The 22,679-nt window shown below is 71.4% G+C and carries 22 protein-coding genes; 17 read left to right on the plus strand and 5 right to left on the minus strand.

The genetic code is table 11. From position 1 onward, the window contains the following. The coding region (locus IQ251_RS03575) for an ATP-binding cassette domain-containing protein (RefSeq protein ID WP_193926980.1) at positions 1-318 on the minus strand (318 nt) is incomplete at its 3' end. Between the two features lie 411 nt (positions 319-729). Here IQ251_RS03575 and mshC point away from each other — a divergent pair. After that, entirely contained in the window at positions 730-1,965 is a 1,236-nt protein-coding gene (mshC, locus tag IQ251_RS03580) for a cysteine--1-D-myo-inosityl 2-amino-2-deoxy-alpha-D-glucopyranoside ligase (protein WP_193926981.1), read from the plus strand. Between the two features lie 689 nt (positions 1,966-2,654). Here the strand turns inward: mshC and IQ251_RS03585 are convergent. Next, complete coding sequence (locus IQ251_RS03585; RefSeq protein ID WP_370591183.1) at positions 2,655-3,560, minus strand: PAC2 family protein; 906 nt, start codon at positions 3,558-3,560, stop codon at positions 2,655-2,657. 268 nt (positions 3,561-3,828) lie between these two features. On the opposite strand from IQ251_RS03585, the gene IQ251_RS03590 reads away from it, so the two are divergent. The 4 genes from IQ251_RS03590 (at position 3,829) to IQ251_RS03605 (ending at position 6,787) form a co-directional block, all read left to right on the plus strand. After that, entirely contained in the window at positions 3,829-4,557 is a 729-nt protein-coding gene (locus IQ251_RS03590) for an HAD family hydrolase (RefSeq protein WP_193926982.1), read from the plus strand. Positions 4,558-4,570: 13 nt separating this feature from the next. After that, positions 4,571-4,834 (plus strand): phosphoribosyl-ATP diphosphatase, encoded by a 264-nt coding sequence (locus tag IQ251_RS03595; RefSeq protein WP_193926983.1) that lies wholly within the window; start codon positions 4,571-4,573, stop codon positions 4,832-4,834. A 90-nt stretch (positions 4,835-4,924) separates the two neighbouring features. Next, a complete protein-coding gene (gene hisG / locus IQ251_RS03600) occupies positions 4,925-5,773 on the plus strand; it encodes an ATP phosphoribosyltransferase (RefSeq protein ID WP_193926984.1) in 849 nt (282 codons plus the stop codon). Between the two features lie 168 nt (positions 5,774-5,941). Further along, positions 5,942-6,787, plus strand: coding sequence for a VOC family protein (locus IQ251_RS03605; RefSeq protein WP_193926985.1), 846 nt, complete (start codon positions 5,942-5,944; stop codon positions 6,785-6,787). A gap of 128 nt (positions 6,788-6,915) precedes the next feature. On the opposite strand, the gene IQ251_RS03610 is transcribed toward IQ251_RS03605, so the two are convergent. Beyond that, on the minus strand, positions 6,916-7,794 hold the full coding sequence (locus IQ251_RS03610) for a RecB family exonuclease (RefSeq protein ID WP_193926986.1): 879 nt from the start codon (positions 7,792-7,794) through the stop codon (positions 6,916-6,918). A 128-nt stretch (positions 7,795-7,922) separates the two neighbouring features. On the opposite strand from IQ251_RS03610, the gene IQ251_RS03615 reads away from it, so the two are divergent. Both IQ251_RS03615 and IQ251_RS03620 read left to right on the plus strand, forming a co-directional pair. After that, positions 7,923-9,059 carry a site-2 protease family protein gene (locus IQ251_RS03615; RefSeq protein ID WP_193926987.1) on the plus strand — a complete coding sequence of 379 codons (1,137 nt, stop codon included), beginning with the start codon at positions 7,923-7,925 and terminating at the stop codon, positions 9,057-9,059. 85 nt (positions 9,060-9,144) lie between these two features. Continuing rightward, positions 9,145-9,978 (plus strand): tRNA (adenine-N1)-methyltransferase, encoded by an 834-nt coding sequence (locus tag IQ251_RS03620; RefSeq protein ID WP_193926988.1) that lies wholly within the window; start codon positions 9,145-9,147, stop codon positions 9,976-9,978. A gap of 55 nt (positions 9,979-10,033) precedes the next feature. On the opposite strand, the gene IQ251_RS03625 is transcribed toward IQ251_RS03620, so the two are convergent. Beyond that, the gene (locus IQ251_RS03625) at positions 10,034-10,729 is read right to left on the minus strand and encodes an Rv0361 family membrane protein (protein ID WP_193926989.1); all 696 of its coding nucleotides are present in this window, start codon (positions 10,727-10,729) and stop codon (positions 10,034-10,036) included. A gap of 499 nt (positions 10,730-11,228) precedes the next feature. Here IQ251_RS03625 and arc point away from each other — a divergent pair, with 499 nt between their 5' ends. Both arc and IQ251_RS03635 read left to right on the plus strand, forming a co-directional pair. Then, the gene (gene arc / locus IQ251_RS03630) at positions 11,229-13,022 is read left to right on the plus strand and encodes a proteasome ATPase (protein WP_193926990.1); all 1,794 of its coding nucleotides are present in this window, start codon (positions 11,229-11,231) and stop codon (positions 13,020-13,022) included. A 107-nt stretch (positions 13,023-13,129) separates the two neighbouring features. After that, on the plus strand, positions 13,130-14,080 hold the full coding sequence (locus IQ251_RS03635) for an aldo/keto reductase (protein WP_193926991.1): 951 nt from the start codon (positions 13,130-13,132) through the stop codon (positions 14,078-14,080). 11 nt (positions 14,081-14,091) lie between these two features. Here IQ251_RS03635 and IQ251_RS03640 read toward each other — a convergent pair whose 3' ends face one another. Next, entirely contained in the window at positions 14,092-14,607 is a 516-nt protein-coding gene (locus IQ251_RS03640) for an NUDIX hydrolase (protein ID WP_370591184.1), read from the minus strand. Positions 14,608-14,733: 126 nt separating this feature from the next. Between IQ251_RS03640 and dop the strand changes: the two genes are divergently transcribed. The 8 genes from dop (at position 14,734) to IQ251_RS03680 (ending at position 22,523) form a co-directional block, all read left to right on the plus strand. Next, on the plus strand, positions 14,734-16,236 hold the full coding sequence (gene dop, locus IQ251_RS03645; RefSeq protein WP_193926992.1) for a depupylase/deamidase Dop: 1,503 nt from the start codon (positions 14,734-14,736) through the stop codon (positions 16,234-16,236). A gap of 218 nt (positions 16,237-16,454) precedes the next feature. Then, positions 16,455-16,649, plus strand: coding sequence for a ubiquitin-like protein Pup (locus tag IQ251_RS03650; protein WP_193926993.1), 195 nt, complete (start codon positions 16,455-16,457; stop codon positions 16,647-16,649). A 327-nt stretch (positions 16,650-16,976) separates the two neighbouring features. Then, positions 16,977-17,816, plus strand: coding sequence for a proteasome subunit beta (gene prcB, locus IQ251_RS03655; RefSeq protein WP_193926994.1), 840 nt, complete (start codon positions 16,977-16,979; stop codon positions 17,814-17,816). Positions 17,817-17,893: 77 nt separating this feature from the next. After that, positions 17,894-18,676, plus strand: coding sequence for a proteasome subunit alpha (prcA, locus tag IQ251_RS03660; RefSeq protein ID WP_193926995.1), 783 nt, complete (start codon positions 17,894-17,896; stop codon positions 18,674-18,676). A gap of 254 nt (positions 18,677-18,930) precedes the next feature. After that, on the plus strand, positions 18,931-20,289 hold the full coding sequence (gene pafA / locus IQ251_RS03665) for a Pup--protein ligase (protein ID WP_193926996.1): 1,359 nt from the start codon (positions 18,931-18,933) through the stop codon (positions 20,287-20,289). A 54-nt stretch (positions 20,290-20,343) separates the two neighbouring features. Continuing rightward, a complete protein-coding gene (locus IQ251_RS03670; protein WP_193926997.1) occupies positions 20,344-21,330 on the plus strand; it encodes a helix-turn-helix transcriptional regulator in 987 nt (328 codons plus the stop codon). Beyond that, positions 21,327-22,298 carry a helix-turn-helix transcriptional regulator gene (locus tag IQ251_RS03675; RefSeq protein WP_193926998.1) on the plus strand — a complete coding sequence of 324 codons (972 nt, stop codon included), beginning with the start codon at positions 21,327-21,329 and terminating at the stop codon, positions 22,296-22,298. The genes IQ251_RS03670 and IQ251_RS03675 overlap by 4 nt, the downstream gene beginning before the upstream one ends. 18 nt (positions 22,299-22,316) lie before the next feature. Further along, the gene (locus IQ251_RS03680) at positions 22,317-22,523 is read left to right on the plus strand and encodes a bacteriophage holin (protein WP_193926999.1); all 207 of its coding nucleotides are present in this window, start codon (positions 22,317-22,319) and stop codon (positions 22,521-22,523) included. The last annotated feature ends 156 nt before the right edge of the window (positions 22,524-22,679 follow it).

Here is a 22,679-nt window from a genome sequence, read left to right on the forward strand (position 1 = left end):
CATCGTCTGCTGGCGCATCGCGCGCAACCCCGCGGGTGACATCGAGGTGATCTCGTCCTCGTCGGCGAACACCCGCCCGGCCGTGGGGGTCAGCAGTCCGTTGATGGTGCGGATCAGGGTGGACTTGCCCGAACCGGACAGGCCCATCACGACGAACGTCTCCCCGCTGCGCACCGTGAACGAGGCGTCCACGACCGCGGCCGTCGCGCCCGCCGCGCGCACCTCGTCCTGGTCGGCACCACCGCGCAGCCGGTCGACGACGTCGGCCGGACGCGGCCCGAAGACCTTGTAGAGCCCTTCCACACGTACCGAAGTCACCGATCGCCTCCAGCTGCTCGTACGCCCGCCGGGACATCCCGGGGACCGGACCGCTGCGCGGTCCCAGCCGGGGTCCGCTGCGGACCCGCCCGCTCGCCGCAGTGCCGACTTCCACCCGACGAGTGAAGATTTTTTCGTGATCCTGGTGCGTCGGACCCGTTCGGCGTTCCCGCTCGCCGGCTGCTCAGGAGCCTCCTGCTCGCAGGATTCCGCTTGCACGAACGAGGATTGCACCAACCCGGCGGCCCGGCGCGGGGAGTGTGACGCGTGGGGCGCACGAGCCGCGCCGGAAGATTTCCGGGTGGGGTCGGGAATCGCCGACCGTGCGCAGCCGGGCACCGCGCGGGATGTGGCGCGTCCGGTCACCGCGGGAGCGGCGGCGCCGCGGCTCGGGCGATTAAGGTCGGGGGCATGCAACCCTGGTCGTCGGTCCCCGTGCCCGAGGTGCCGGGCACCCCTCGCCCCCTGCACCTGTTCGACACCTCCGCCGGTGAGGTACGTCCCAGCCGGCCCGGGAGCGTGGCGAGCATGTACGTGTGCGGGATTACCCCGTACGACGCCACGCACCTCGGCCACGCGGCCACCTACCTGGCGTTCGATCTGGTCCACCGGTTATGGCTGGACAACGGGCACGAGGTGCACTACGTGCAGAACGTGACCGACATCGACGACCCGCTGCTGGAGCGGGCCGAGCGCGACGGCGAGGACTGGATCGTGCTGGGCATGCGCGAGACGGCGCTGTTCCGCGAGGACATGGCCGCGCTGCGGGTGTTGCCGCCGCGCGACTTCGTCGGTGCGGTCGAGTCGATCCCGGAGATCGTGGAGGCGGTGTCCAAGCTCCTCGCCGCCGGTGCCGCCTACCGGGTGGACGACGAGCACCCGGACATCTACTTCCGCCACCAGGCCACCGGGCGCTTCGGCTACGAGTCGAACTACGCCGACGAGACGATGCGCGAGCTGTTCGCCGAGCGCGGCGGCGACCCGGACCGGCCTGGCAAGGAGCACCCGCTGGACGCGCTGCTGTGGCGCGCCGCCCGCGAGGGGGAGCCGTCCTGGGACTCCGAGCTCGGCGCGGGCAGGCCCGGTTGGCACCTGGAGTGCTCGGTGATCGCGCTGAACAAGCTCGGGTTCGGCTTCGACGTGCAGGGCGGCGGTTCGGACCTGATCTTCCCGCACCACGAGTACAGCGCCGCGCACGCCGAGGCGCTCACCGGCGAGTTCCCGTTCGCCGCGCACTACTGCCACGCCGGCATGATCGGGTTGGACGGCGCCAAGATGTCGAAGTCGAAGGGCAACCTGGTGTTCGTCTCCCGGCTGCGCGGCGACCGGGTGGATCCGATGGCGATCCGGCTGGGACTGCTGGACGGCCACTACCGCGCCGAACGGTCCTGGACCGCCGACGTGCTGACCCGGGGTGCGGCCCGACTGGACCGGTGGCGGCAGGCCGCGCAGGCGCCGGCCGGCCCCGATGCGGCGCCGGTGGTGCAGCAGGTGCGCGAACGGTTGGCTGACGACCTGGACAGCGCGGGTGCGCTGCGCGCCGTCGACGAGTGGGTCGATGCCGCGCTCGGCGGCGCCGACGCCGACGAGTCCGCCCCCGGCCTGATCCGCGACGCGGTGGACGCGCTGCTCGGCGTGCAGCTCTGAACCCGGTGTCGTTCCGGCGCCCGTCGGTCCCCGAACGCGGTGGACCGGCGGGCGCTGTGCTGTTCGGCGAGCTGTCCCGGAGCGCGGTCGGTCGACCAGCGGGTGAAGATGGCCGGGTGGTGGGAATTGTTCGAGGAGCGCGGCGGAACCGTGCACTACGACACCGCGGATGTGTCCACATTGGATGAAAACCGATCCGCTGGCGGTGCTGTCCGGATCGGTCACCCCGGTGGTGCGCGAACCCGTCGCGCACCTGCCCTCCGGGCGCACGGTGCTTGGGTGTGGGCGACGTCGTGGTGACCAACGACCCCATCACCGGCCAGGGTCCAACAGCGCGAGCAAGTGCGCTGAGTCCTATGTGGACAACCTCCTGCGGCGCGGGGTCGAGCGGTTCGACGAGCGGTGGATGCGGCAGGCCTTCGAGCGCTTCTGGAACTGCGCGCAGCACGTGACGGCGTGGATGAACGCCGCGCTGCAGCCCGCGCCTCCGCACGTGGTGGAGCTGTTCACCGCGGCCGCCGAGCGCGCGCCGATCCGCAACCGCTTCGCCGACGCCTTCGACGATCCGGCCGACCGCGGTGCGTGGTTCCTCGACCCGGACGGCGCGAAGCTGCCTGGCCGAGCTCGCCGCCGGCTGAGGCCGCGGGCGGGGCGCGCCGCCGGGTGGTGCCCCGCGCCCGCGGGACTCCTCAGCCCGGTCCCGGCCCGGTCGGGCCCTTGCCGCCCGGGCCGCGGCGGCGCAGGTAACGCTCGAACTCGGCCGCGATGGCATCGCCCGAGGTCTCGGTGAGGTTGACCTCGGCATCCCCGCGCTCTTCGAGGGCGCGCACGTAGTTGCGCACGTCCTCGTCCTCCTCGGCCATCTCGCTGACCGTCTGCTCCCACTCCTCGGCCTGCTCGGGCAGGTTGCCCAGCGGGACCTCCACATCGAGCGCCTCCTCCACGCGGTGCAGCAGCGCCAGCGTGGCCTTGGGCGATGGTGGTTGCGAGACGTAGTGCGGCACGGCCGCCCAGAACGAGATGGCGGGGATGCCCGCCTGCACGCAGGCGTCCTGGAAGATCCCCACGATGCCGGTCGGGCCCTCGTAGCGGGAGCGTTCCAAGCCGAACCGGGAGGCCGATTCGGCGTCGTAGGCCGAGCCGGTCACCGGTACCGGTCTGGTGTGCGGGGAGTCGGCCAGCAGGGCACCGAGGGTCACCACGGTGCGGGCGCCGACCCGTTCGACCAGGTCGAGCAGCTCACCGCAGAACGCCCGCCAGCGCATGTTCGGTTCGATGCCGTGCACCAGCACGATGTCGCGCTCGAACCCGGTCGGGCGGCAGGCGGTCAGCCGGGTCGTCGGCCAGCTGACCTCGCGGGTGACGCCGTCGACGAGCTTGACCGTGGGTCGCGAGACCTGGAAGTCGTAGTAGGGGTCCGGGTCGATCTCGCTGAGCGGGGTCGCGTCCCAGGTCAGCTGCAGGTGTTCGATCGCGGAGCTGGCCGCGTCGCCCGCGTCGTTCCAGCCCTCGAAGGAAGCCACGACGATCGGGTCGGTCAGCCTCGGGAGTTCGGTGCCGGCTTGTCCGGTGGCGGTGGTGTCGCGATCGGTCACTGCGCCAGCCTACGACGCGGCCGGTACCTGGGCGTCCGACATCCCGCCCGCACCCGTTCGCGGGCGGCCGAACCGCAGCGCACGGGCCGCTGGATCCTTCCGTTCAGCAGAAATCGGTGGTCTGCGTCACGCGGTCGCCGACGGCGGGGCCGCAGGTCCGATCATCTGAATCGAGGCATCGGACACGTTCGCTGGGGCGGGCCTGCGGACCGGTGCTGTACTGGAACGCGACGATGCCCGCTCCCGGTGGACTGGAGAATCCCGCTCGATGACTCGCGACGGCAATCCCGCAGCCGTGCTGTTCGACATGGACGGCACGCTCGTCGACTCGGAGAAGCTGTGGACCGTCGCGATGGACGACTACGCCGCGCACCGCGGGGGTGCGATCCGCGAGTCGACCCGGGCGAACATGGTCGGCTCGAACATGACCCGCAGCATGCTCATCGTGCTCGACGAGATCGGCGCACCCGGCACGGCGGAGGAGCTCGACCACGCCTCCCGATGGGTGGCCGGCCGGATGACCGAGCTGTTCGCCGACGGCCTGCCGTGGCGGCCGGGCGCCGCCGAGGCGCTGCGCGCGGTGCGCGCGCAGGGGCTGCGCAGCGCGCTGGTCACCTCGACGATCCGCTCGCTCACCGAAATCGCCCTGGACACGCTCGGGCGCGGGTCGTTCGACGCCACGGTGTGCGGTGACGAGGTCGGCGGCAAGAACAAGCCGGACCCGGAGCCCTACCTGCGCGCCGCTCGGATGCTGCGGGTCGACCCGGCGGACTGCCTGGCCCTGGAGGACTCGCCGACCGGTGTGGCCTCCGCCGAAGCGGCCGGATGCACCGTGCTGGCGGTGCCGTGCGAGGTGGCGCTGGAGGAGGGGCCGCAGCGGGTGCTGCGCAGCTCGCTGCTGGACGTGGACTTCACCGCGCTCGGCGCGCTGCTGGCAGGCGCCCGCCCGGCAGCGGGCCGAGCGGGCACCGGCATCGTCGGCGATGAGCTGGGATGAAAGGATCGCGGTCGTGAAGACCTTCGATGCACTGTTCGCCGAACTGCAGGAGCGCGCCGATCAGCGGCCCGAGGGGTCCTCGACGGTGGCCGCGCTGGACGCCGGGGTGCATGCGCAGGGCAAGAAGGTCCTCGAAGAAGCCGGTGAGGTCTGGTTGGCCGCGGAGCACGAGTCCGACGAGGAGCTCGCCGAGGAGATATCCCAGTTGCTCTACCGGGCTCAGGTGATCATGCTCGCTCGCGGGCTGTCGCTGGAGGACGTCTACCGGCACCTGTGACGGCCCCGCGGCCCCGGACTCCGGACCGCCGCCGAGCCGGGCGGCCGCGCGGGCCGCCGAACCGATCGATGAACGAGGAGATCAAGTTCCATGCTGCGTGTGGCTGTGCCCAACAAGGGCACGCTGGCCGGTTCCGCATCCGACATGCTCGCGGAAGCCGGGTACCGGCAGCGCCATGAGCAGCGGGACCTGACCGTGCTGGACACGACCAACGACGTCGAGTTCTTCTTCCTGCGGCCCAAGGACATCGCCACCTACATCGGGTCCGGCGAGCTCGACCTGGGCATCACCGGGCGCGATCTGGCCAACGATTCGGGCGCCCCGGTCGCCGAATGCCTCGCGCTGGGTTTCGGCGGCTCCACGTTCCGCTACGCCGCTCCGGCCGGGCCGAACCCGTGGCACGTCACGGACCTGGCGGGCAAGCGCATCGCCACCTCGTACCCGAAGCTCGTCGCCGACGACCTGGCGCGCTACGGGGTGCAGGCCGAGGTGATCCGGCTGGACGGGGCGGTGGAGATCTCCATCCAGCTCGGGGTGGCCGACGCGATCGCCGACGTGGTCGGTTCCGGCCGCACGCTGCGCCAGCACGGCCTGGTCGCCTTCGGTGACGCGATCTGCCGTTCGGAGGCCGTGGTGGTCGAGCGGCACGGCTCGCCGGAGGACACCGCCAAGGCGCAGCTGATCGCCCGGTTGCAGGGCGTGGTGTTCGCCCAGCAGTACGTGATGCTGGACTACAACTGCCCGCGCGAGCTGCTCGACGAGGCCAGCGCGATGACCCCGGGCCTGGAGTCGCCCACGATGTCGCCGCTGGCCGACGAGCGGTGGGTGGCGGTGCGCGCGATGGTCTCCCGCAAGCAGGCCCCGGCGATCATGGACGAGCTGGCCGCGGTCGGCGCCAAGGCGATCCTGTCCTCGGACATCCGCGCCTGCCGACTGTGACGGCGGTGCTGCCGGTGCGGCGGGGAATGCCGCCCGGTACGCCGCTTTCCTCCGGAAACAGCGGTCGATCTGCTGCGGATTTGTGACCGTTCCACCCCAAAGTGTCAGCCCCGGCGCGGATAATGGGATGCGAAAACGATCATGAACACGCCGCTGGGGGTGAACGAGATGGCTGTTGTCGTCCCTGGATCGACTCCGCCGCAGTGGGAGCTGGTCGCCGGGATGCCGTGCTGGATCGAGCTGATCACCACCGACCTGGAGCGCGCCCAGGACTTCTACTCCGGACTGTTCGACTGGGAGTACCAGGTCCACCAGGACGATGCCGCCGGGCAGCACGTGATCGCGTCCCGGCACGGTTTCCCGGTGGCCAGCCTGCGGGCCGCGTCCGGTGAGCATTCCGGTTGGCGGCTCTACCTGGCCACCGCCGACTGCGCCGCGGCCGTCGAGCAGGCCGCGGAACTGGGCGGGGTGTGCACCGGGCCGGTCAGCCGGGTCCCGGGCCTGGGTACCAAAGCCGTGCTCACCGGGCCGTCGGACGCCGAGTTCGGGCTGCTGCAGCCCGCGGAGTCCTGGCAGTTCGACGTCGGACTGCCGGGCACGCTGATGTGGGCCGAACTGGTCACCATCAAGGCGCAGACCGCCGACGTGTTCTTCCAGGAGCTGTTCGGCTACGAGTCCGAGCAGTTCGGCTGGGAGAACCGCTCCGACTACTCGGTCTGGTACCTGGGGGACGAGTCGGTGCTCGCGCGGGTCAGCATGATCCGCGACTTCATCACCGAGAGCAGCGCACCGCACTGGCTGCTCTACCTGGGCTGCGGCGAGACCGTCGGGACCGATGAGCTGGTGCGCCGCGCCATCGCCCAGGGCGGGCGGGTGCGGGTGGACCCGTACGACTCCAGCATCGGGCGGGCCGCGGTGCTGCGCGATCCGACCGGGGCGCGGTTCGCGGTCGTCGACTCCAGCCAAGCCGGGGACTTCGGCACCGCCGCGAACTTCGACCCCTACGACGACTGAACCGCGGACCGCCGGCGAGACGTCAGCGCACGTCCCGGCCGGCGGTCCGGGTCAGGAACCGGGAGGGCTTGCTGGGCGGTGCCGGTTGCGTGCCCCGTGGAAGCGGCTGCCGCCGCGTGGGAAGCACGTTAGTCGGTCCGGTCCGGGGTGCTTTCCGGAGCGGGGTCCGGTTCCGGCCATCCCGGGTAGGGCGGTGGCGTGCCGCCGAAAGCCGGGCAGTGCGCCTGGTGGTCGCACCAGTTGCACAGCTTGCCGGGATTGGGCCGGAAATCACCGGTGCGCCCGGCCCGCAGGATCGCCTGCCAGATCGCGTCCAGGGTGCGCTCGAAGCGGCGCAGCTCGGCCTCGTCCGGCGCGTAGGCCAGCGACTGCCCGTCGCGGAGGTACATCAGCTGCAACCGGTGCGGTACCGTCCCGCGCGTGCGCCACAGCACCAGCGCGTAGAACTTCATCTGGAACAGGGCCTTCGCCTCGCCGATCTCCCGCGGCGCCGCGCCGGTCTTGTAGTCCACCAGCCGGATCTCGCCGGTCGGCGCCACGTCCACCCGGTCGATGAACCCGCGCAGCAGCACGCCGGAGTCGAGTTCGGCCTCCACCCGCAGTTCGCAGGACTCCGGTTCGAACCGGCTCGGGTCCTCCAGCTGGAAGTACGAGTCCAGCAGCGCCCTGCCGGAGTCCAGCCAGCGCGCCAACTCCGGGTCCTGCGGTCCGTCGAACAGCCCGGCCAGTTCCGGTTGGTCGCCGCTGAGCTCCTCCCAGGCGGGCTCCAGTAGCTCGCGCGCGCGGTCGGCATCGCGCTCAGCCGCGGGCAGGGCGAACAGCCGCTCCAGCACCGAGTGCACGACCGTGCCGCGCACCTGGGCTTTAGTGGGCGCCTCCGGCAGCCGGTCGATCGCGCGGAAGCGGTACAGCAGCGGGCACTGCTTGAAATCGCCCGCGCGCGAGGGCGACAGGGCGGGCCGCCGCGGTCGGTCCTGCACGGTGGTGGCGGGAGCCGGATCGGTCATGTGCGCGGAGCCTAGTTCCCGGCGGGCCGATTCGGTGCAGCTGGGCGGCCCGCGCGCCGCGGAGACCGCCCGCGTCCGCCCCCGCCGGGATGACGTGGGGTTCACACCTCGGGCGCTACGCTGCGCGCATGGCGACCACCTCGCGGCACGGCCGCGCCGAACCCGGCGACGGGGGACTGCTGCTGGGTCGCATCGCCGGGGTCCCGGTGCTGCTGTCACCGTCCTGGTGGGTCGGTGCGGTGCTGATCGTGCTGCTCTACACCCCGCTGGTGGCCCGCATCCTGCCGCAGGCCGGGGTGTGGCTGAGTGCGCTGCTGGCCGCGATGTTCACCGTGCTGCTGGCCGGCTCGGTCCTGCTGCACGAGCTGGGGCACTGCATCGCGGCGCTACGGCTGGGCCTGCCGGTGCGCCGGATCCGGTTGTTCCTGCTCGGCGGGATCTCGGAGATCTCGCGGACCCCGGCACGACCTGGGCAGGAGGGGCTCGTCGCCGCCGCCGGCCCCGCGGTGTCGGTGGTGCTGGCCGCGGTGACCGGACTGGGCTGGTTCGCGCTGTCCCCGGGCGGCGCGGTCTGGCTGCTGGTGGCGCAGACCTGCGTGGCCAATCTGGCGGTGGCGGTGTTCAACCTGCTGCCGGGGCTGCCCCTGGACGGGGGTCGGATGCTGCGCGCGCTGACCTGGCGGCTGTCCGGGCACCGCGGCGCCGGGACGACCGCGGGAGTGGTCGGTGCCGGTGGCGTGGCCGCGGGCCTGCTGATCTGGGCGATGCTGGGCCTGCTGCACGACGCCGAGGACCAGTGGCTGCGGCTGGGCGTGTGCCTGCTCATGGCGTGGTTCGTCGTCGCCGGTGCCGGCGCGGAGCGCTCCGCCGAGCAGCGCCGCGGGCGGCCGTCCGGGATCGAACTGGGCGAACTGGTGCGGCCGGTGCTGCAGCTGCCCGCGGAGAGCCCGGTCGGCGACGCGCTGCTCGCCGCGGCCGGGCGCGGGGTGGTGTTGGTGCGCGCCGACGGGATCGCGGTCGGGCTGCTGGACCAGACCTCCGCGGAACGGCTGGCGACGCACACCCCGTACGAACCGGCCGAGCGGGCCGCCGAACCGGTCGGCCCGGAGACCATCCTGCTGGACACCGACCCGCCGGACGAGGTCGTCGAGCGGGTGCAGGACGTGCTGGCCTGGCAGTTCCTGGTGATCGACCAGCAGGGCAGGCCCAGCGGTGTCCTGCGGCGCGAGGACCTGCGCAGCGCGCTGCGGGCCCGGCGCGGGTGACGACCGGGTCGCCGGACCGCTCTGCGACGATGGTGCGTCGGCCCCGGTCCGGGGCGTGCGCAGCTATCCAGGAGGTTCGACGCAGTTGAGCAGCACCGTCAGCGGTGAGTTCCAGCCCGGCGACCGGGTCCAGTTGACCGATCCCAAGGGGCGCCGGTACACGGTCGTGCTGCAGACCGGCGGGGAGTACCACACGCACCGCGGCGTGCTGCTGCACGACGACCTCATCGGCGAGCCCGAGGGATCGGTGGTGACCTCGGCCGGCGGGACCTCGTTCCTGGCGCTGCGCCCGCTGCTGTCCGACTACGTGCTGTCCATGCCGCGCGGGGCGCAGGTCATCTATCCCAAGGACGCCGCGCAGATCCTCATGTGGGGCGATATCCGCCCCGGCGCGCGGGTGCTGGAGGCCGGGGCCGGTTCCGGGGCGCTGAGCTGCTCGTTGCTGCGCGCGGTCGGCGACGGGGGCAGCGTCCTGTCCTACGAGGCGCGCCAGGACCACGCCGAGCACGCCGAGCGCAATGTGCAGCGCTTCTTCGGCGAGGTGCCGGAGAACTGGGAGCTGCGGCTCGGCGATGTGGCCGACTACGACGGCGAGCAGGTCGACCGGGTGGTGCTGGACATGCTCTCGCCGTGGGACGTGCTGGACACGGTGCACGCCAAGCTGGTTCCCGGAGGAGTGTTGGTGGTGTACGTGGCCACCACGACCCAGCTGTCCCGGGTCACCGAGGCCCTGCGCGAACAGCAGTCCTGGACCGAACCACAGGCGTGGGAGACGGTGCTGCGGCCGTGGCACGTGGTGGGCATGGCGGTGCGGCCCGAGCACCGGATGGTCGCGCACACCGCGTTCCTGCTCACCGCGCGCCGACTTGCGGACGGGGTCACCCCGCCGCGCCAGCAGCGCCGCCCGAGCAAGGGCTGAGGCGGAGCGGTCCCGTCCGGAGCGAGGCGGACGGGACCGCTGCGCTGGTCATCGGTCAGGGCGTCATCTGCATGTCGGCCCCGCCGCAGAAGCGCCACTCGCCGTCCTCGACGATCATCGAGCGCTCCTGGTTCACCGGGAACGTCTGTTCCTGCCCGGCGAAGCTCATCGCCATGTCGCCGGAGAAGCTGGCGGTGGCCTTCTCGCCGCCCTCCTCCCGGACGTTCTCCAGGGTCAGTTGGAACTGCAGCGAGTCGGCGAGCTCCTGGGCCTGTTCCGCCGGCATCCCTTCGTCCTCGAACGACTTGGCGGGGTTCGCGAACTGCTCCACCTGGTCCTGGTCGTCCTGGCAGTGCATCTGCCCCACGGTCGCGAAGTCCTTCGCGTTCATCGCGTCGGTGTACTCCTGGGCGGTCTCCCGCGGGTCACCGGCACCGCCGGTGGACAGCACGATCGCGATGACGACGCCCGCGACGACCACGAGCGCACCGGCTCCGCCGAGGATCCAGGGCAGCGGGGACTTCTTCTTCGGCGGCCCGTCGAAGCCGGGCGGGTATCCGCCCTGCGGCGGGTGCGGCTGCTGCCCGCCCGGGTACTGCCCGGGCGGCGGTCCGCTCTGCGGGTACTGGCCGCCGGGCGGGCCCTGCCAGCCTCCGGGCTGCTGCGGTTGCTGGGGCGGCCCCTGCGGGTACTGGCCGGGTTGCTGCGGTCCCCAACCGCCCGGTCCGGGCGGCTGCGGTGGCTGTGTCACAGGATCTCCCCCTCGTCTCGCTTCGGCACCGCGCTGCGCGCGGCCGCGCCAGTAGAGCAGGACGCCCGTACCGCGCGTGGGGTTTTCGCGCATTCGCGCCCGAAACGGCACGCTCGACGCGACCCGGCGTCCGGATCCCGGGACAGTGGTCTGCGACACACTCGACGGCCGGTTGAATCCCACCCGGTTGCCGGATCGGTTAACCCGGATGTCCGCGGAGGGTGCGTGGGCGAGTCGCTGCCCGGGAAACCCGTGCTCGTCGCGCCCGGACCGCGTCCCCGGGCGTGGCCGCCGGACGTATCGAACGGACCATGATCAACAACAGACCGTGTGCGGCCGCGCGGGGATTCCCGCGGATCGGCCGGACGAACCCGGTCGGATCCGTGGGTCTTGGCGGTTTTTTGTGGCAGGCTTGCGGATCCGGCGCGCATTCACGACGCCGCCGTCGTCGGTGATCGCCGGTACCGTGGTGGTACGAGCACGGGAGGAGGGTGCCGACATGCAGCACGACCGTCCCGGAAGCCGGCCTGAGGAGGGCGGCGAGCAGTTCAGCGACGGCAACAACGCAGAGCTCCGCAACCAGATCCGCGTCCTGGAGGACGAGGTCGCTCTGCTGCGCCGCCGGCTCAACGAATCGCCCCAACAGGCCCGGTTGCTGGAGAAGCGGCTGGCCGAGGCATCCGAGAGAGTGAGCCAGCTCACCGAACGGAACGCCAAACTCACCGAGACGCTGAAGGAAGCGCGGGGACAGCTGACCGCGCTGCGCGAAGAAGTCGACCGGCTCGCCCAGCCACCCAGCGGGTACGGTGTTTTCCTGCGCCGCTTCGAGGACGAGACGGTGGACGTGTTCACGTCGGGCCGCCGGATGCGGGTGGCCGTATCCCCCAACGTGGACGGCGAGGAGTTGAAACTCGGCCAGTCGGTGCGGCTCAACGAGGCGCTGACGGTGGTCGAGGCGGGCACCTTCGAGCAGACCGGTGAGGTGTGCACGTTCCGCGAGCTGCTCCCCGCCGACTCCGCGCAGATCGCGCGCGCCCTCGTCCTCGGGCACACCGACGAGGAACGCGTGGTGTGGCTGACCGAGGGGATGGCCGAGTCCGGGCTCAAGTCGGGCGATTCGCTGCTTGTGGACAGCAAAGCGGGGTACGCCTACGACGTGGTGCCCAAGGCGGAGGTCGAGGATCTGGTCCTGGAGGAGGTGCCGGACGTCCGCTACGAGGACGTCGGCGGCCTCGGCAGCCAGATCGAGCAGATCCGCGATGCGGTGGAGCTGCCGTTCCTGCACTCCGAGCTCTACGTGAAGTACCAGCTGGCGCCGCCCAAGGGCGTGCTGCTGTACGGGCCGCCCGGTTGCGGCAAGACGCTCATCGCCAAGGCGGTGGCGAATTCGCTGGCCAAGCAGGTGGCTTCCGACCTCGGTGATGAGGACGGGCGTGCCAAGTCCTACTTCCTCAACATCAAGGGCCCCGAGCTGCTGAACAAGTTCGTCGGGGAGACCGAGCGGCACATCCGGCTCATCTTCCAGCGGGCTCGGGAGAAGGCGTCCGAAGGCACCCCGGTGATCGTGTTCTTCGACGAGATGGACTCGATCTTCCGCACCCGCGGTTCCGGCGTCTCGTCCGATGTGGAGAACACGATCGTTCCCCAGCTGCTCAGCGAGATCGACGGCGTCGAGGGCCTGGAGAACGTGATCGTGATCGGCGCCTCCAACCGGGAGGACATGATCGACCCGGCGATCCTGCGTCCGGGCCGGTTGGACGTGAAGATCAAGATCGAGCGTCCGGACGCCGAGTCGGCCAAGGACATCTTCTCCAAGTACCTCACCGACGAGCTCCCCATCCACGAGGAGGACCTCAAGGAGTTCGCCGGCGACCGCACCGCCTGCGTGGACGGGATGATCCAGGCCACGGTGGAGCGGATGTACGCCGAGAGCGACGAAAACCGGTTCCTGGAGGTCACTTACGCCAACGGGGACAAGGAAGTCCTGTACTTCAAGGACTTCAACTCTGGCGCGATGATCCAGAACATCGTGGACCGCGCTAAGAAGGCGGCGATCAAGTCGGTGCTGGAGACCCAGCAGCCGGGCCTGCGGGTGCAGCACCTGCAGGACGCCATCATCGACGAGTTCGCCGAGAACGAGGACCTGCCCAACACCACCAACCCGGACGACTGGGCCCGCATCTCCGGCAAGAAGGGCGAGCGGATCGTCTACATCCGCACGCTGGTCAGCGGGAAGAACCAGGAGTCCGGCCGGGCGATCGACACGGCCACCAACACCGGCCAGTACCTGTAGGACGACCGTCCACACCGCACCCGGCGGACCCGGTCCGCCGGGTGCGGTGGCATCCGGGCTCGTGGCCCCGGGCTGTGCCCGGGGGCGGGACCGGTTAGGTTTCGGGCATGACCGCAGCACCGCAACCGCGCCGCAGGCTCGGTCTGGGACTCGCGGCGCTGGGCAGGCCCGCGTACATCAACCTCGGCCGGACCGGTGTCCTGCCGGCTCAGCGCACCGTCGAGGCGATGTCCGAACGCACCCACCTGGTGCTGGATGCCGCCTATGCCAACGGGATCCGCTGGTTTGACGCCGCGCGCTCCTACGGCAGCGCCGAGCAGTTCCTTTCCGAGTGGCTGCGCAGCCGCGGGTACGAGGACATCGCGGTGTCCAGCAAGTGGGGTTACGCCTACGTCGCCGAATGGCGGGTGGAGACCGCGGTGCACGAGGTCAAGGAGCACTCGCTGGAGCGGCTGCGCACCCAGTGGGCCGAGACCAGCGAGCTGCTCGACGACCGGGTCGACCTCTACCAGGTGCATTCGCTGACCGCCGACAGCCCGCTGTTCGACGACCTGGCGTTGCAGCACGCATTGGCGCGATTGCGCGATTCCGGGGTACGGCTGGGGCTGTCGACCAGCGGCGCCGAGCAGGGCGCGGCGATCGAGCGGGCCTGGGAGCTCGAAGTCGGCGGGCGGCAGCTGTTCAGCGCCGTGCAGTCGACCTGGAACTCGCTGGAACCCTCGGTGGGCAGCGCGCTCACCGAGGCGCACACCGGTGGCTGGCAGGTGCTGGCCAAGGAGACCCTCGCCAACGGGCGCCTCGCGGTGGACCCGCCTGCCGCGATGGCCAAGGTCGCCGGGCGGCACGGGGTCTCGGCGGACGCGGTGGCGCTGGCGCACGCGCTCGCCCAGCCGTGGGCGGACGTGGTGTTGATCGGCCCGGCCAGCGTGGAGCAGCTGATGTCCAACCTGGCCGGGTGCGAGATCGCGCTGAGCGCCGGTGATCTGGCCGATCTGGCGCCGCTCGCCCAGGATGCGGCGACCTACTGGGGTCAGCGCGCGGACCTGGCCTGGCGCTGACGTCGGCGGGGTCAGACTCCGCGGAATCGCCGCCACTGGCCGATGAACTGCCGTCCGTCCGGCACGAACGGCCATTCCGGGTCGCGTAGCCGCCGCCACAACTCCGGCAGGGGCATCCAGCCGCCCGCGGCGACCTCCTCGGGCTGGTGGTGCACCGGCCCGTCCCAGACCGCCTCGTACAGGAACGCGTGGAAGCGCACGCCGTCCAGGTCGTGGGTGGTGCGGAACAGGAAGCGCGGTTCGGTTCCGCGGACGCCGAGCTCCTCGGCCAGTTCCCGGGCGGCGGTGGTGTCCGGGTCCTCGCCCGCGGCCACCACCCCGCCCGCCCAGCAGTCGTGCATGCCGGGGGCGACGTCCTTGGTCGCGGTGCGCCGGTGCACGTACGCGCGCTCGCGGTCGCCGGACAGCACCAGGACGGAACTGGCCGCGTGCCACAGGCCCTCGCGGCGCATCCGGGAACGTGTGGCGCTGCCCACGACCGCTCCCGCCGCGTCGTAGAGCGCCACGATCTCTTCGCTGTCGGTCACCTCGGGATCCTCGCACCGCCGCGGTGGCCGCCCGTTCGGTGCCGGTGCTCCGATCGGGGGAACCTCCGCGGCTGCGGTGCACCGCGGAACTCACGCGCGAACCCGCCGAACCCGTAGGCTGCGGGTATGCGGCGGATCATGGGAACCGAGGTGGAGTACGGCATCGTCGTGCCCGGCGATTCGAGCGCCAATCCGGTGCTGAGCTCCACGCACGTCGTGCTGGCCTACGCGGCCGCGGCCGACGTTCCGAGAGCGCGCCGAGCGCGCTGGGACTACGAGGTGGAATCTCCCCTGCGCGATGCCCGGGGCTTCGACCTGAGCGCGAACACCCAGCAGAGCAGCGGATCGGATGGTGATGACCTGGGTGCGGCCAACGTCATCCTGACCAACGGCGCGCGGCTCTACGTCGACCACGCCCATCCGGAGTACTCGGCGCCCGAGGTGACCAACCCGCGCGACGCCGTCGTCTGGGACAAGGCCGGCGAGCGGGTGATGGAGGAGGCCGCGATCCGCGCGGCGAGCGTGCCCGGCACCGCACCGATCCAGCTCTACAAGAACAACGTGGACGGCAAGGGTGCCAGCTACGGCACGCACGAGAACTACCTCATGGCGCGCAGCACGCCGTTCACCGCGGCCATCGGCGGGCTCACCCCGTTCTTCGCCTCCCGGCAGGTGGTGTGCGGTTCCGGCCGGGTGGGCATCGGCCAGGCGGGGGAGAAGCCCGGCTTCCAGCTGTCCCAGCGCGCCGACTACATCGAGGTCGAGGTCGGCCTGGAGACCACCCTCAAGCGCGGCATCATCAACACCCGCGACGAACCGCATGCCGACGCGGACAAGTACCGCAGGCTGCACGTCATCGTCGGGGACGCCAACCTGGCCGAGACCTCGACGTACCTGAAACTGGGCAGCACCGCGCTGGTGCTGGACATGATCGAGGCAGGCGAGCGCTTCGACGACCTCAAGCTCGCCGACCCGGTCCAGGCGATCCACCTGATCAGCCACGACCCGGGCCTGGAGCAGACCGTGGAGCTCGCCGACGGGCGCCGGTTCACCGGACTGGACCTGCAACGCGCCTACCACGAGCGGGCGGCGGCGCACCTGGACGCGCAGGGCGGCGGTTCGGCCGAGGCCCGCGAGGTGCTGCAGACCTGGGGCGAGGTGCTCGACGCCCTGGGCGGTGATCCGATGGATTGCGCCGACCGGCTGGACTGGCCCGCGAAACTGCGGCTGCTGGAGAGCTACCGGGAGCGCGACGGCCTGGCCTGGGGCTCGCCGCGGCTGCACATGATCGACCTGCAGTACTCCGACGTGCGGCTGGACAAGGGCCTGTACAACCGGTTGGTCACCCGCGGCGCGATCCGCAGGCTGGTCGACGAGCAGGACGTGCGCGATGCCGTGCTGGCACCGCCGGAGGACACCCGCGCCTACTTCCGCGGGCGCTGCCTGGAGCGCTACCCGTCGGAAGTCGCGGCCGCCTCCTGGGACTCGGTCATCTTCGACCTGGGACGCGAATCGCTGGTGCGCATCCCGACGCTGGAACCGATGCGCGGATCCCGGGCGCACGTGGGTGAGCTGTTGGACGCGGCGCGCAGCGCCGAGGAGCTCGTCGACTCGCTGACCAAGGGTTGACGGCCGCGTTGCGCGGTGGTGGTTCACCCGCGCCGGTGACCACATGCCGGGAGGCCGCAGAAACCGTGACGGGCATCTTTCGCCCACGTCAGCGTGGTGCGAAGATCGACGATGCGCCCGGTCGGCCGTGGGCGAACGGGTGGTCGGATAGGTAGTGTTCACGGCGGGGCCTCCCCGAAGTTCGGGGAGAACTCGCAGAACAACCACCGGGAGGCGAGATGGCCCAGGACAAGGCTCAGCGCAACGGTGACGGCGATTCGGGCGACGAGGAACAGGGCCCGGAAGCCGCCGGCCAGGAGCGCCGCGAAAAGCTCGGCGAGGACGTCGACACCATCCTGGACGAGATCGACGACGTCCTGGAGGAGAACGCGGAGGACTTCGTGCGCGCCTACGTGCAGAAGGGTGGTCAGTGACCCGCTGCCCGGCGCGGTGGGCCCCGTCCGCCTCGTGCGCCCGGTGAGCCCCGCCGCGCAGCCGGACCCGGTCGACGGGTCCCGGTGGGCGGGAGATGGCAAACGTGCAGATCGGTCTCGGTGCCCGGCCGAGCGCGGCCGGGCACCGAGACCTGCCGCGTCCCGCCGGCGAGGCGGGGCGACGACCAGGCAGGAGGTGGGTGCGGTGCACCGCTGCGGGGCAGCTGCCGGGCCCGGATGACACCGGGAAACCAGCACGTCGACCGGGTGCCACATCCGGTCCGCCAGTCCACATCCCCAGAGTTCGAGCAGGAGACGATGTCGCCGATGGAATCCAGCTCGGCCCGCTTCCCGGGTCAGGCCCTGCCCGCCGCGTACCTCGCACCGGGGTCCTCGTTCACCGATTTCCTCCGTCAAACCGCTCCCGACATGCTGCCCGGCGGCACGAAGCAGGAGGACGCGGTGGTGGAGGCCCCGCACGGCACGACCATCGTCGCCGTCACCTTCCGCGGCGGGGTTCTGCTCGCCGGTGATCGCCGCGCCACCATGGGCAACCTGATCGCCCAGCGCGATATGGAGAAGCTGTTCGTCACCGACGCGTACTCGGCCGTCGGGGTGGCGGGCACCGCCGGTGTCGCCCAGGAGCTGGTGCGGCTCTACGCCGTCGAACTCGAACACTACGAGAAGCTCGAAGGCGTCCCGCTGTCGCTGGACGGCAAGGCGAACAAGCTGGCCACCATGCTGCGCGGCAACCTGCAGGCCGCGATGCAAGGCCTGGCCGTGGTCCCGCTGTTCACCGGGTTCGATGTGGAGGCCGAGGACACCGACCGGGCGGGCCGCATCGTGTCCTACGACGTGGCGGGCGGCCGCTACGCCGAAGCCGGCGGGTACCACGCGGTCGGCTCCGGTTCGCTGTTCGCCAAATCGGCGCTGAAGAAGCGCTACGACCCGGAGGCCGGTGCGGACAGCGCCGTGCGCACGGCTGTGGAGGCGCTCTACGACGCCGCCGACGACGACACCGCCACCGGGGGGCCGGACCTGACCCGGCGCATCTACCCGTCGATCGTCACGATCACCGCGGACGGCGCAGTGCGGTGGTCCGAGGATCAGGCTGCCGAGATCGCCTCGCGGGTGGTCAGCGGCCGCATGGAGAACCCGGGCGGCTGACCCGCCACCCAGCCCACGCCACCTGATCCAGCCACCTCGCCCTGCGGCGAGCAGATTCGATCCAGGAGTGCACAGCCGTGACGATGCCGTTCTACACCTCTCCCGAGCAGCTGATGCGGGAGCGCTCCGAGCTGGCCCGCAAGGGCATCGCCCGGGGGCGCAGCGTGGTGGTGCTCAAGTACGCGGGAGGCGTGCTGTTCGTGGCCGAGAACCCCTCGCCCACACTGCACAAGGTGGCCGAGATCTACGACCGGATCGGGTTCGCCGCCGTCGGTCGCTACAGCGAGTTCGAGGCGCTGCGCGTGGCCGGGGTGCGCATCGCCGACGTGCGCGGTTACTCCTACGACCGCCGCGACGTGACGGGGCGGTCGCTGGCCAACACCTACGCTCAGCACCTCGGCGCCATTTTCACCGAGCAGATCAAGCCTTTCGAGGTGGAGATCTGCGTGGCCGAGGTCGGTGCCGCGCCGGAGGGCGACCAGCTCTACCGGCTCACCTACGACGGCTCCATCGTGGACGAGCGGCAGTTCGTGGTGATGGGCGGTCAGGCCGACGCGATCACCAGCAGCCTCAAGGAATCGTTCACCGACGGGCTCGATCTCACCGAGGCGGTCCGGGTCGCGATCCGGGCGCTGTCCAGCGGTGGCGACAGCAATCGGGAACTGGACACCGGGCAGCTGGAGGTGGCGGTGCTCGACCGCGCCCGCGAACACCGCACGTTCCGCCGGCTCCAGGGCTCGGCGCTGCAGGAGTTGCTGCCGAACGCGGAGTCCACATCGGGCGGGAGCGGTTCCGGCGAGGACGCGGATCCTTCGGCGTCGGATTCCGGCGGCGAGGGCGGTGGCAGCGCGTCGAGCTGACACGCTGCCGGACGAGCGTACTGCGGCGGGCGGGACCGTGTTCCCGCCCGCCGTCGCACATCGTGGGAGCAGCGCCGGGCGCGGGAGAACACCCGGAGGGTGGAACGCGATCGGCAGAACCGGGGTTGCGCTGCACCGCAGGAACCCGCTGCGGATCGCGATCACGCACCGCGTCGATCGGCCACCGCCCGGTACGGCACCGGAGCCCGAACGGCGGAGCATCGAACACGGCGTTTTGCGCCTAGTGTGGAGGCATGCAGCGGCGGATCTTCGGCATCGAGACCGAGTTCGGGGTCACCTGCACGTTCCACGGGCAGCGCCGGTTGTCCCCGGACGAGGTGGCCAGGTACCTGTTCCGACGCGTCGTGTCGTGGGGGCGCTCGTCCAACGTCTTCCTGCGCAACGGCGCTCGGCTCTACCTCGACGTGGGTTCGCACCCGGAATACGCCACGGCCGAGTGCGATGACCTCACCCAGCTCGTCACGCACGACAAGGCAGGGGAGCGGATCCTGGAGGACCTGCTCGTCGACGCCGAGCGCAGGCTCTCCGACGAGGGCATCGGCGGCGACATCTTCCTGTTCAAGAACAACACCGACTCGGCTGGCAACTCCTACGGCTGCCACGAGAACTACCTGGTGGGCCGGTCCGGCGAGTTCTCCCGCATCGCCGACGTGCTGCTGCCATTCCTGGTGACCCGCCAGCTCATCTGCGGGGCCGGGAAGGTGCTGCAAACGCCGCGCGGAGCGGTGTACTGCCTGTCCCAGCGCGCCGAGCACATCTGGGAAGGCGTCTCCAGCGCCACGACCCGCTCGCGCCCGATCATCAACACCCGGGACGAACCGCACGCCGACGCGGAGCGCTACCGGCGGCTGCACGTGATCGTCGGTGACTCCAACATGTCCGAGGTGACCACGCTGCTCAAGGTGGGCACGGCCAACCTCGTGCTGGAAATGGTCGAGCAGGGCGTGCAGTTCCGGGACTTCAGCCTGGACAACCCGATTCGGGCGATCCGGGAGATCAGTCACGACATGACCGGCAGGCGCACGGTGCGGCTGGCCGGCGGGCGGGAGGCTTCCGCGCTGGACATCCAGCGCGAGTACTACAGCCGCGCCGTCGACCACGTCGCGCGCCGCGGCTCGGACCCGATGACCGACCGCATCCTCGACCTGTGGGGCCGTGCGCTGGAGGCGGTCGAGACCCAGGACTACTCGGGCATCGACCGCGAGGTCGACTGGGCCATCAAGCTCCGGCTGCTGGACCGCTACCGCAGCAAGCACGGGCTGGAGCTGTCCAGCCCGCGCATCGCGCAGCTGGACCTGTCGTACCACGACATCCGGCGGGGGCGCGGGCTGTTCGACATGCTGCAGCGCAAGGACCTCGTCGACCGGGCCACCGAGGACGGCGAGATCGAGGCCGCCAAGGACACCCCACCGCAGAGCACCCGGGCCAAGCTGCGCGGCGACTTCATCGCCGCAGCGCAGGGCGCCGGCCGGGACTTCACCGTCGACTGGGTGCACCTCAAGCTCAACGACCAGGCGCAGCGCACCGTGCTGTGCAAGGACCCGTTCCGGGCCGTAGACGAGCGAGTGGAGCGGCTCATCGGGTCGCTGTAGGCGCGGGGCCGCCCCCGAACTGATGATCGACATGCGCCGAGCTACAGTTCCCGGGTGGCCACTGTGCGTGCCGAACGCTTGGTGAATCTGGTGCTGTGCCTGCTGTCCACCCGCCAGTACCTGACGGCCGAACGCATCCGCTCCACGGTGCCCGGTTACGCCGGGACCCCGAGCGACGAAGCGTTCTTCCGCACTTTCGAACGGGACAAAGCCGAACTGCGCGATCTGGGCATCCCGCTGGAGGTCGGTCGCACGTCCGCGTTCGACCTCGTCGACGGGTACCGGATCGCGCGGCGCGACTACGAGCTCGGCGACATCGATCTGGAACCGGACGAAGCCGCGGCCGTGGCGCTGGCCGCCCGGTTGTGGGAGGCCCCGGAACTCACCTCGGCGGCCCAGGGAGCGCTGGTGAAGCTGCGCGCCGCCGGCGTCGACGTCGACGAGAGCGCCCCGGCCGCGGTGGAGCCGAAGGTCCGCGCCGGGGAGCCGGCGTTCGCTCCGCTGCACACGGCGGTGCGCGACGGCCGGGTCGTGCAGTTCGACTACCGCCGCCCCGGCAGCGCCGAGTCGCAGCTGCGCACGCTGGAACCGTGGGGCGTGGTCAGCTGGCGCGGCCGCTGGTACGTCGTCGGGCACGACCGGGACCGCGGGGCGACCCGGTGCTTCCGGGTCTCCCGGGTGCGCGGCCAGCCGCGGGCGATCGGCGAGGCGGGTGCCGTGCAGCGCCCTCCGGACGCCGACCTGCTGCGCATCGTTGCCGGCGAGCCGCAGGACCCGCCGCCCAGCACGCCGGTGCGGGTGTGGGTCGCCGCCGACTGCGCGGACGGGGTGCGCCGCAAGGCCGCCGCGATCGGGTCGGCCGAGCTCGACGGGTGCCGCGGGGACGAGCTCGAACTCCCGCTGCGCTACCCGGAGCAGGCCGCCGGGTGGCTGGCCGGCTACGGGCCGGACGTGGTCGTGCTATCCCCGGACACGCTGCGCAAGGCGGTGCACGAGATCCACCTGGACGCCCTGCGCAGCAGCGGGGGTGCGGTGTCGTGACCAGTGCGGGACAACGGCTGCCCCGGCTGCTGGCGCTGGTGCCCTACCTGCTCAGCAGACCTGGCATCCGGATCGAGGAAGCGGCCGCGGACTTCGGCGTCGGGCCGCAGCAGCTGCGCCGCGACCTGGAGCTGCTGTGGATGTGCGGTCTGCCCGGTTACGGGCCCGGCGACCTGATCGACCTGTCCTTCGACAGCGACACGATCACCGTGACCTACGACGCCGGAATGCGGCGTCCGCTGCAGCTCACGGCCTCGGAAGCGACCGCGTTGCTGGTGGCGCTGCGGGCGCTGGCCGACACCAGCGGTGTTGCCGACACCGACGCGGTGCAGCGCGCCCTTGCCAAGGTCGAGGACGCGGCGGGCCAAGCGCATCCGGCCGGGGTCGTCGTCGGCCTGCAGGAGCCCGAACCGGAATCGACCCCGCAAGCGCGCTCCGCGGTGCAGCAGGCAGCTGCGCAGGGTAGGGCGCTGCGCATGCGCTACTACACGGCCTCCCGCGACCGGGTCAGCGACCGGGTCGTGGACCCGATGCGGCTGCTGCTGCTCGACGGGCACAACTACCTGGAGGCGTGGTGCCGCTCCGCGGGCGGAGTGCGGATGTTCCGGCTGGACCGCGTCGACGCCGCCGAGGTGCTCGACGAACCCGCCGAACCCCCGGCGGACGCGCAACCCACCGATGTCTCCGGCGGGTTGTTCCACCCCGTGCCCGGCCAGCCCGCCGCGGTCCTGGAACTCGAACCGGATGCGCGGTGGGTCGCCGAGTACTACCCGGTCGACGAGGTGACCGAGCTCGACGCGGGCCGGGTGCGGGTGCGGATGCGCTACGCCGACGAGGACTGGATGGTGCGCCTGCTGCTCGGGCTGGGCGGGCAGGTCCGGGTGGCCGAACCCGCCGACCTCGCCGCGCAGGTTCGCCGACGCGCCGAGGCGGCCCTGCAGCGGGCGCGTCACTCCCCGTCCACCTGAGCCGGTTACCGTTGTCACGTGCCCTACGCCTACGTACCCAGTCTCGTGCTGCTCACCGCCGCCCTCGTGCTGCTGGCGCTCCTGCTGGTGCGGGTGTACCGCGAGGTGCGCCGGTTCCAGGGGGTGCAGCAGCGGGTCGTCCGCGACGTCGGGGACCGCAGCGGCCTGCTCAAGGCGCGCGTCGCCGGTCTGCGGGTGGCCTTCGCCGAGCGGCGCCGCACCTGACCGCGATCAGCGCTCGCTGCGTGGCAGTGCGCACATCGCGGCGCAGGCCCGGCGGCGCCACCTCTATATGCCGAGACCCGTCCCGCGTACCATCCGGTGTAGCGAGGACACCACGAAAGGTTGTGCACGGATGATCCCAAGCGGTTGGCAGCTCGT

The organism is Saccharopolyspora montiporae (assembly GCF_015209505.1).
GTDB lineage: Bacteria > Actinomycetota > Actinomycetes > Mycobacteriales > Pseudonocardiaceae > Saccharopolyspora > Saccharopolyspora montiporae.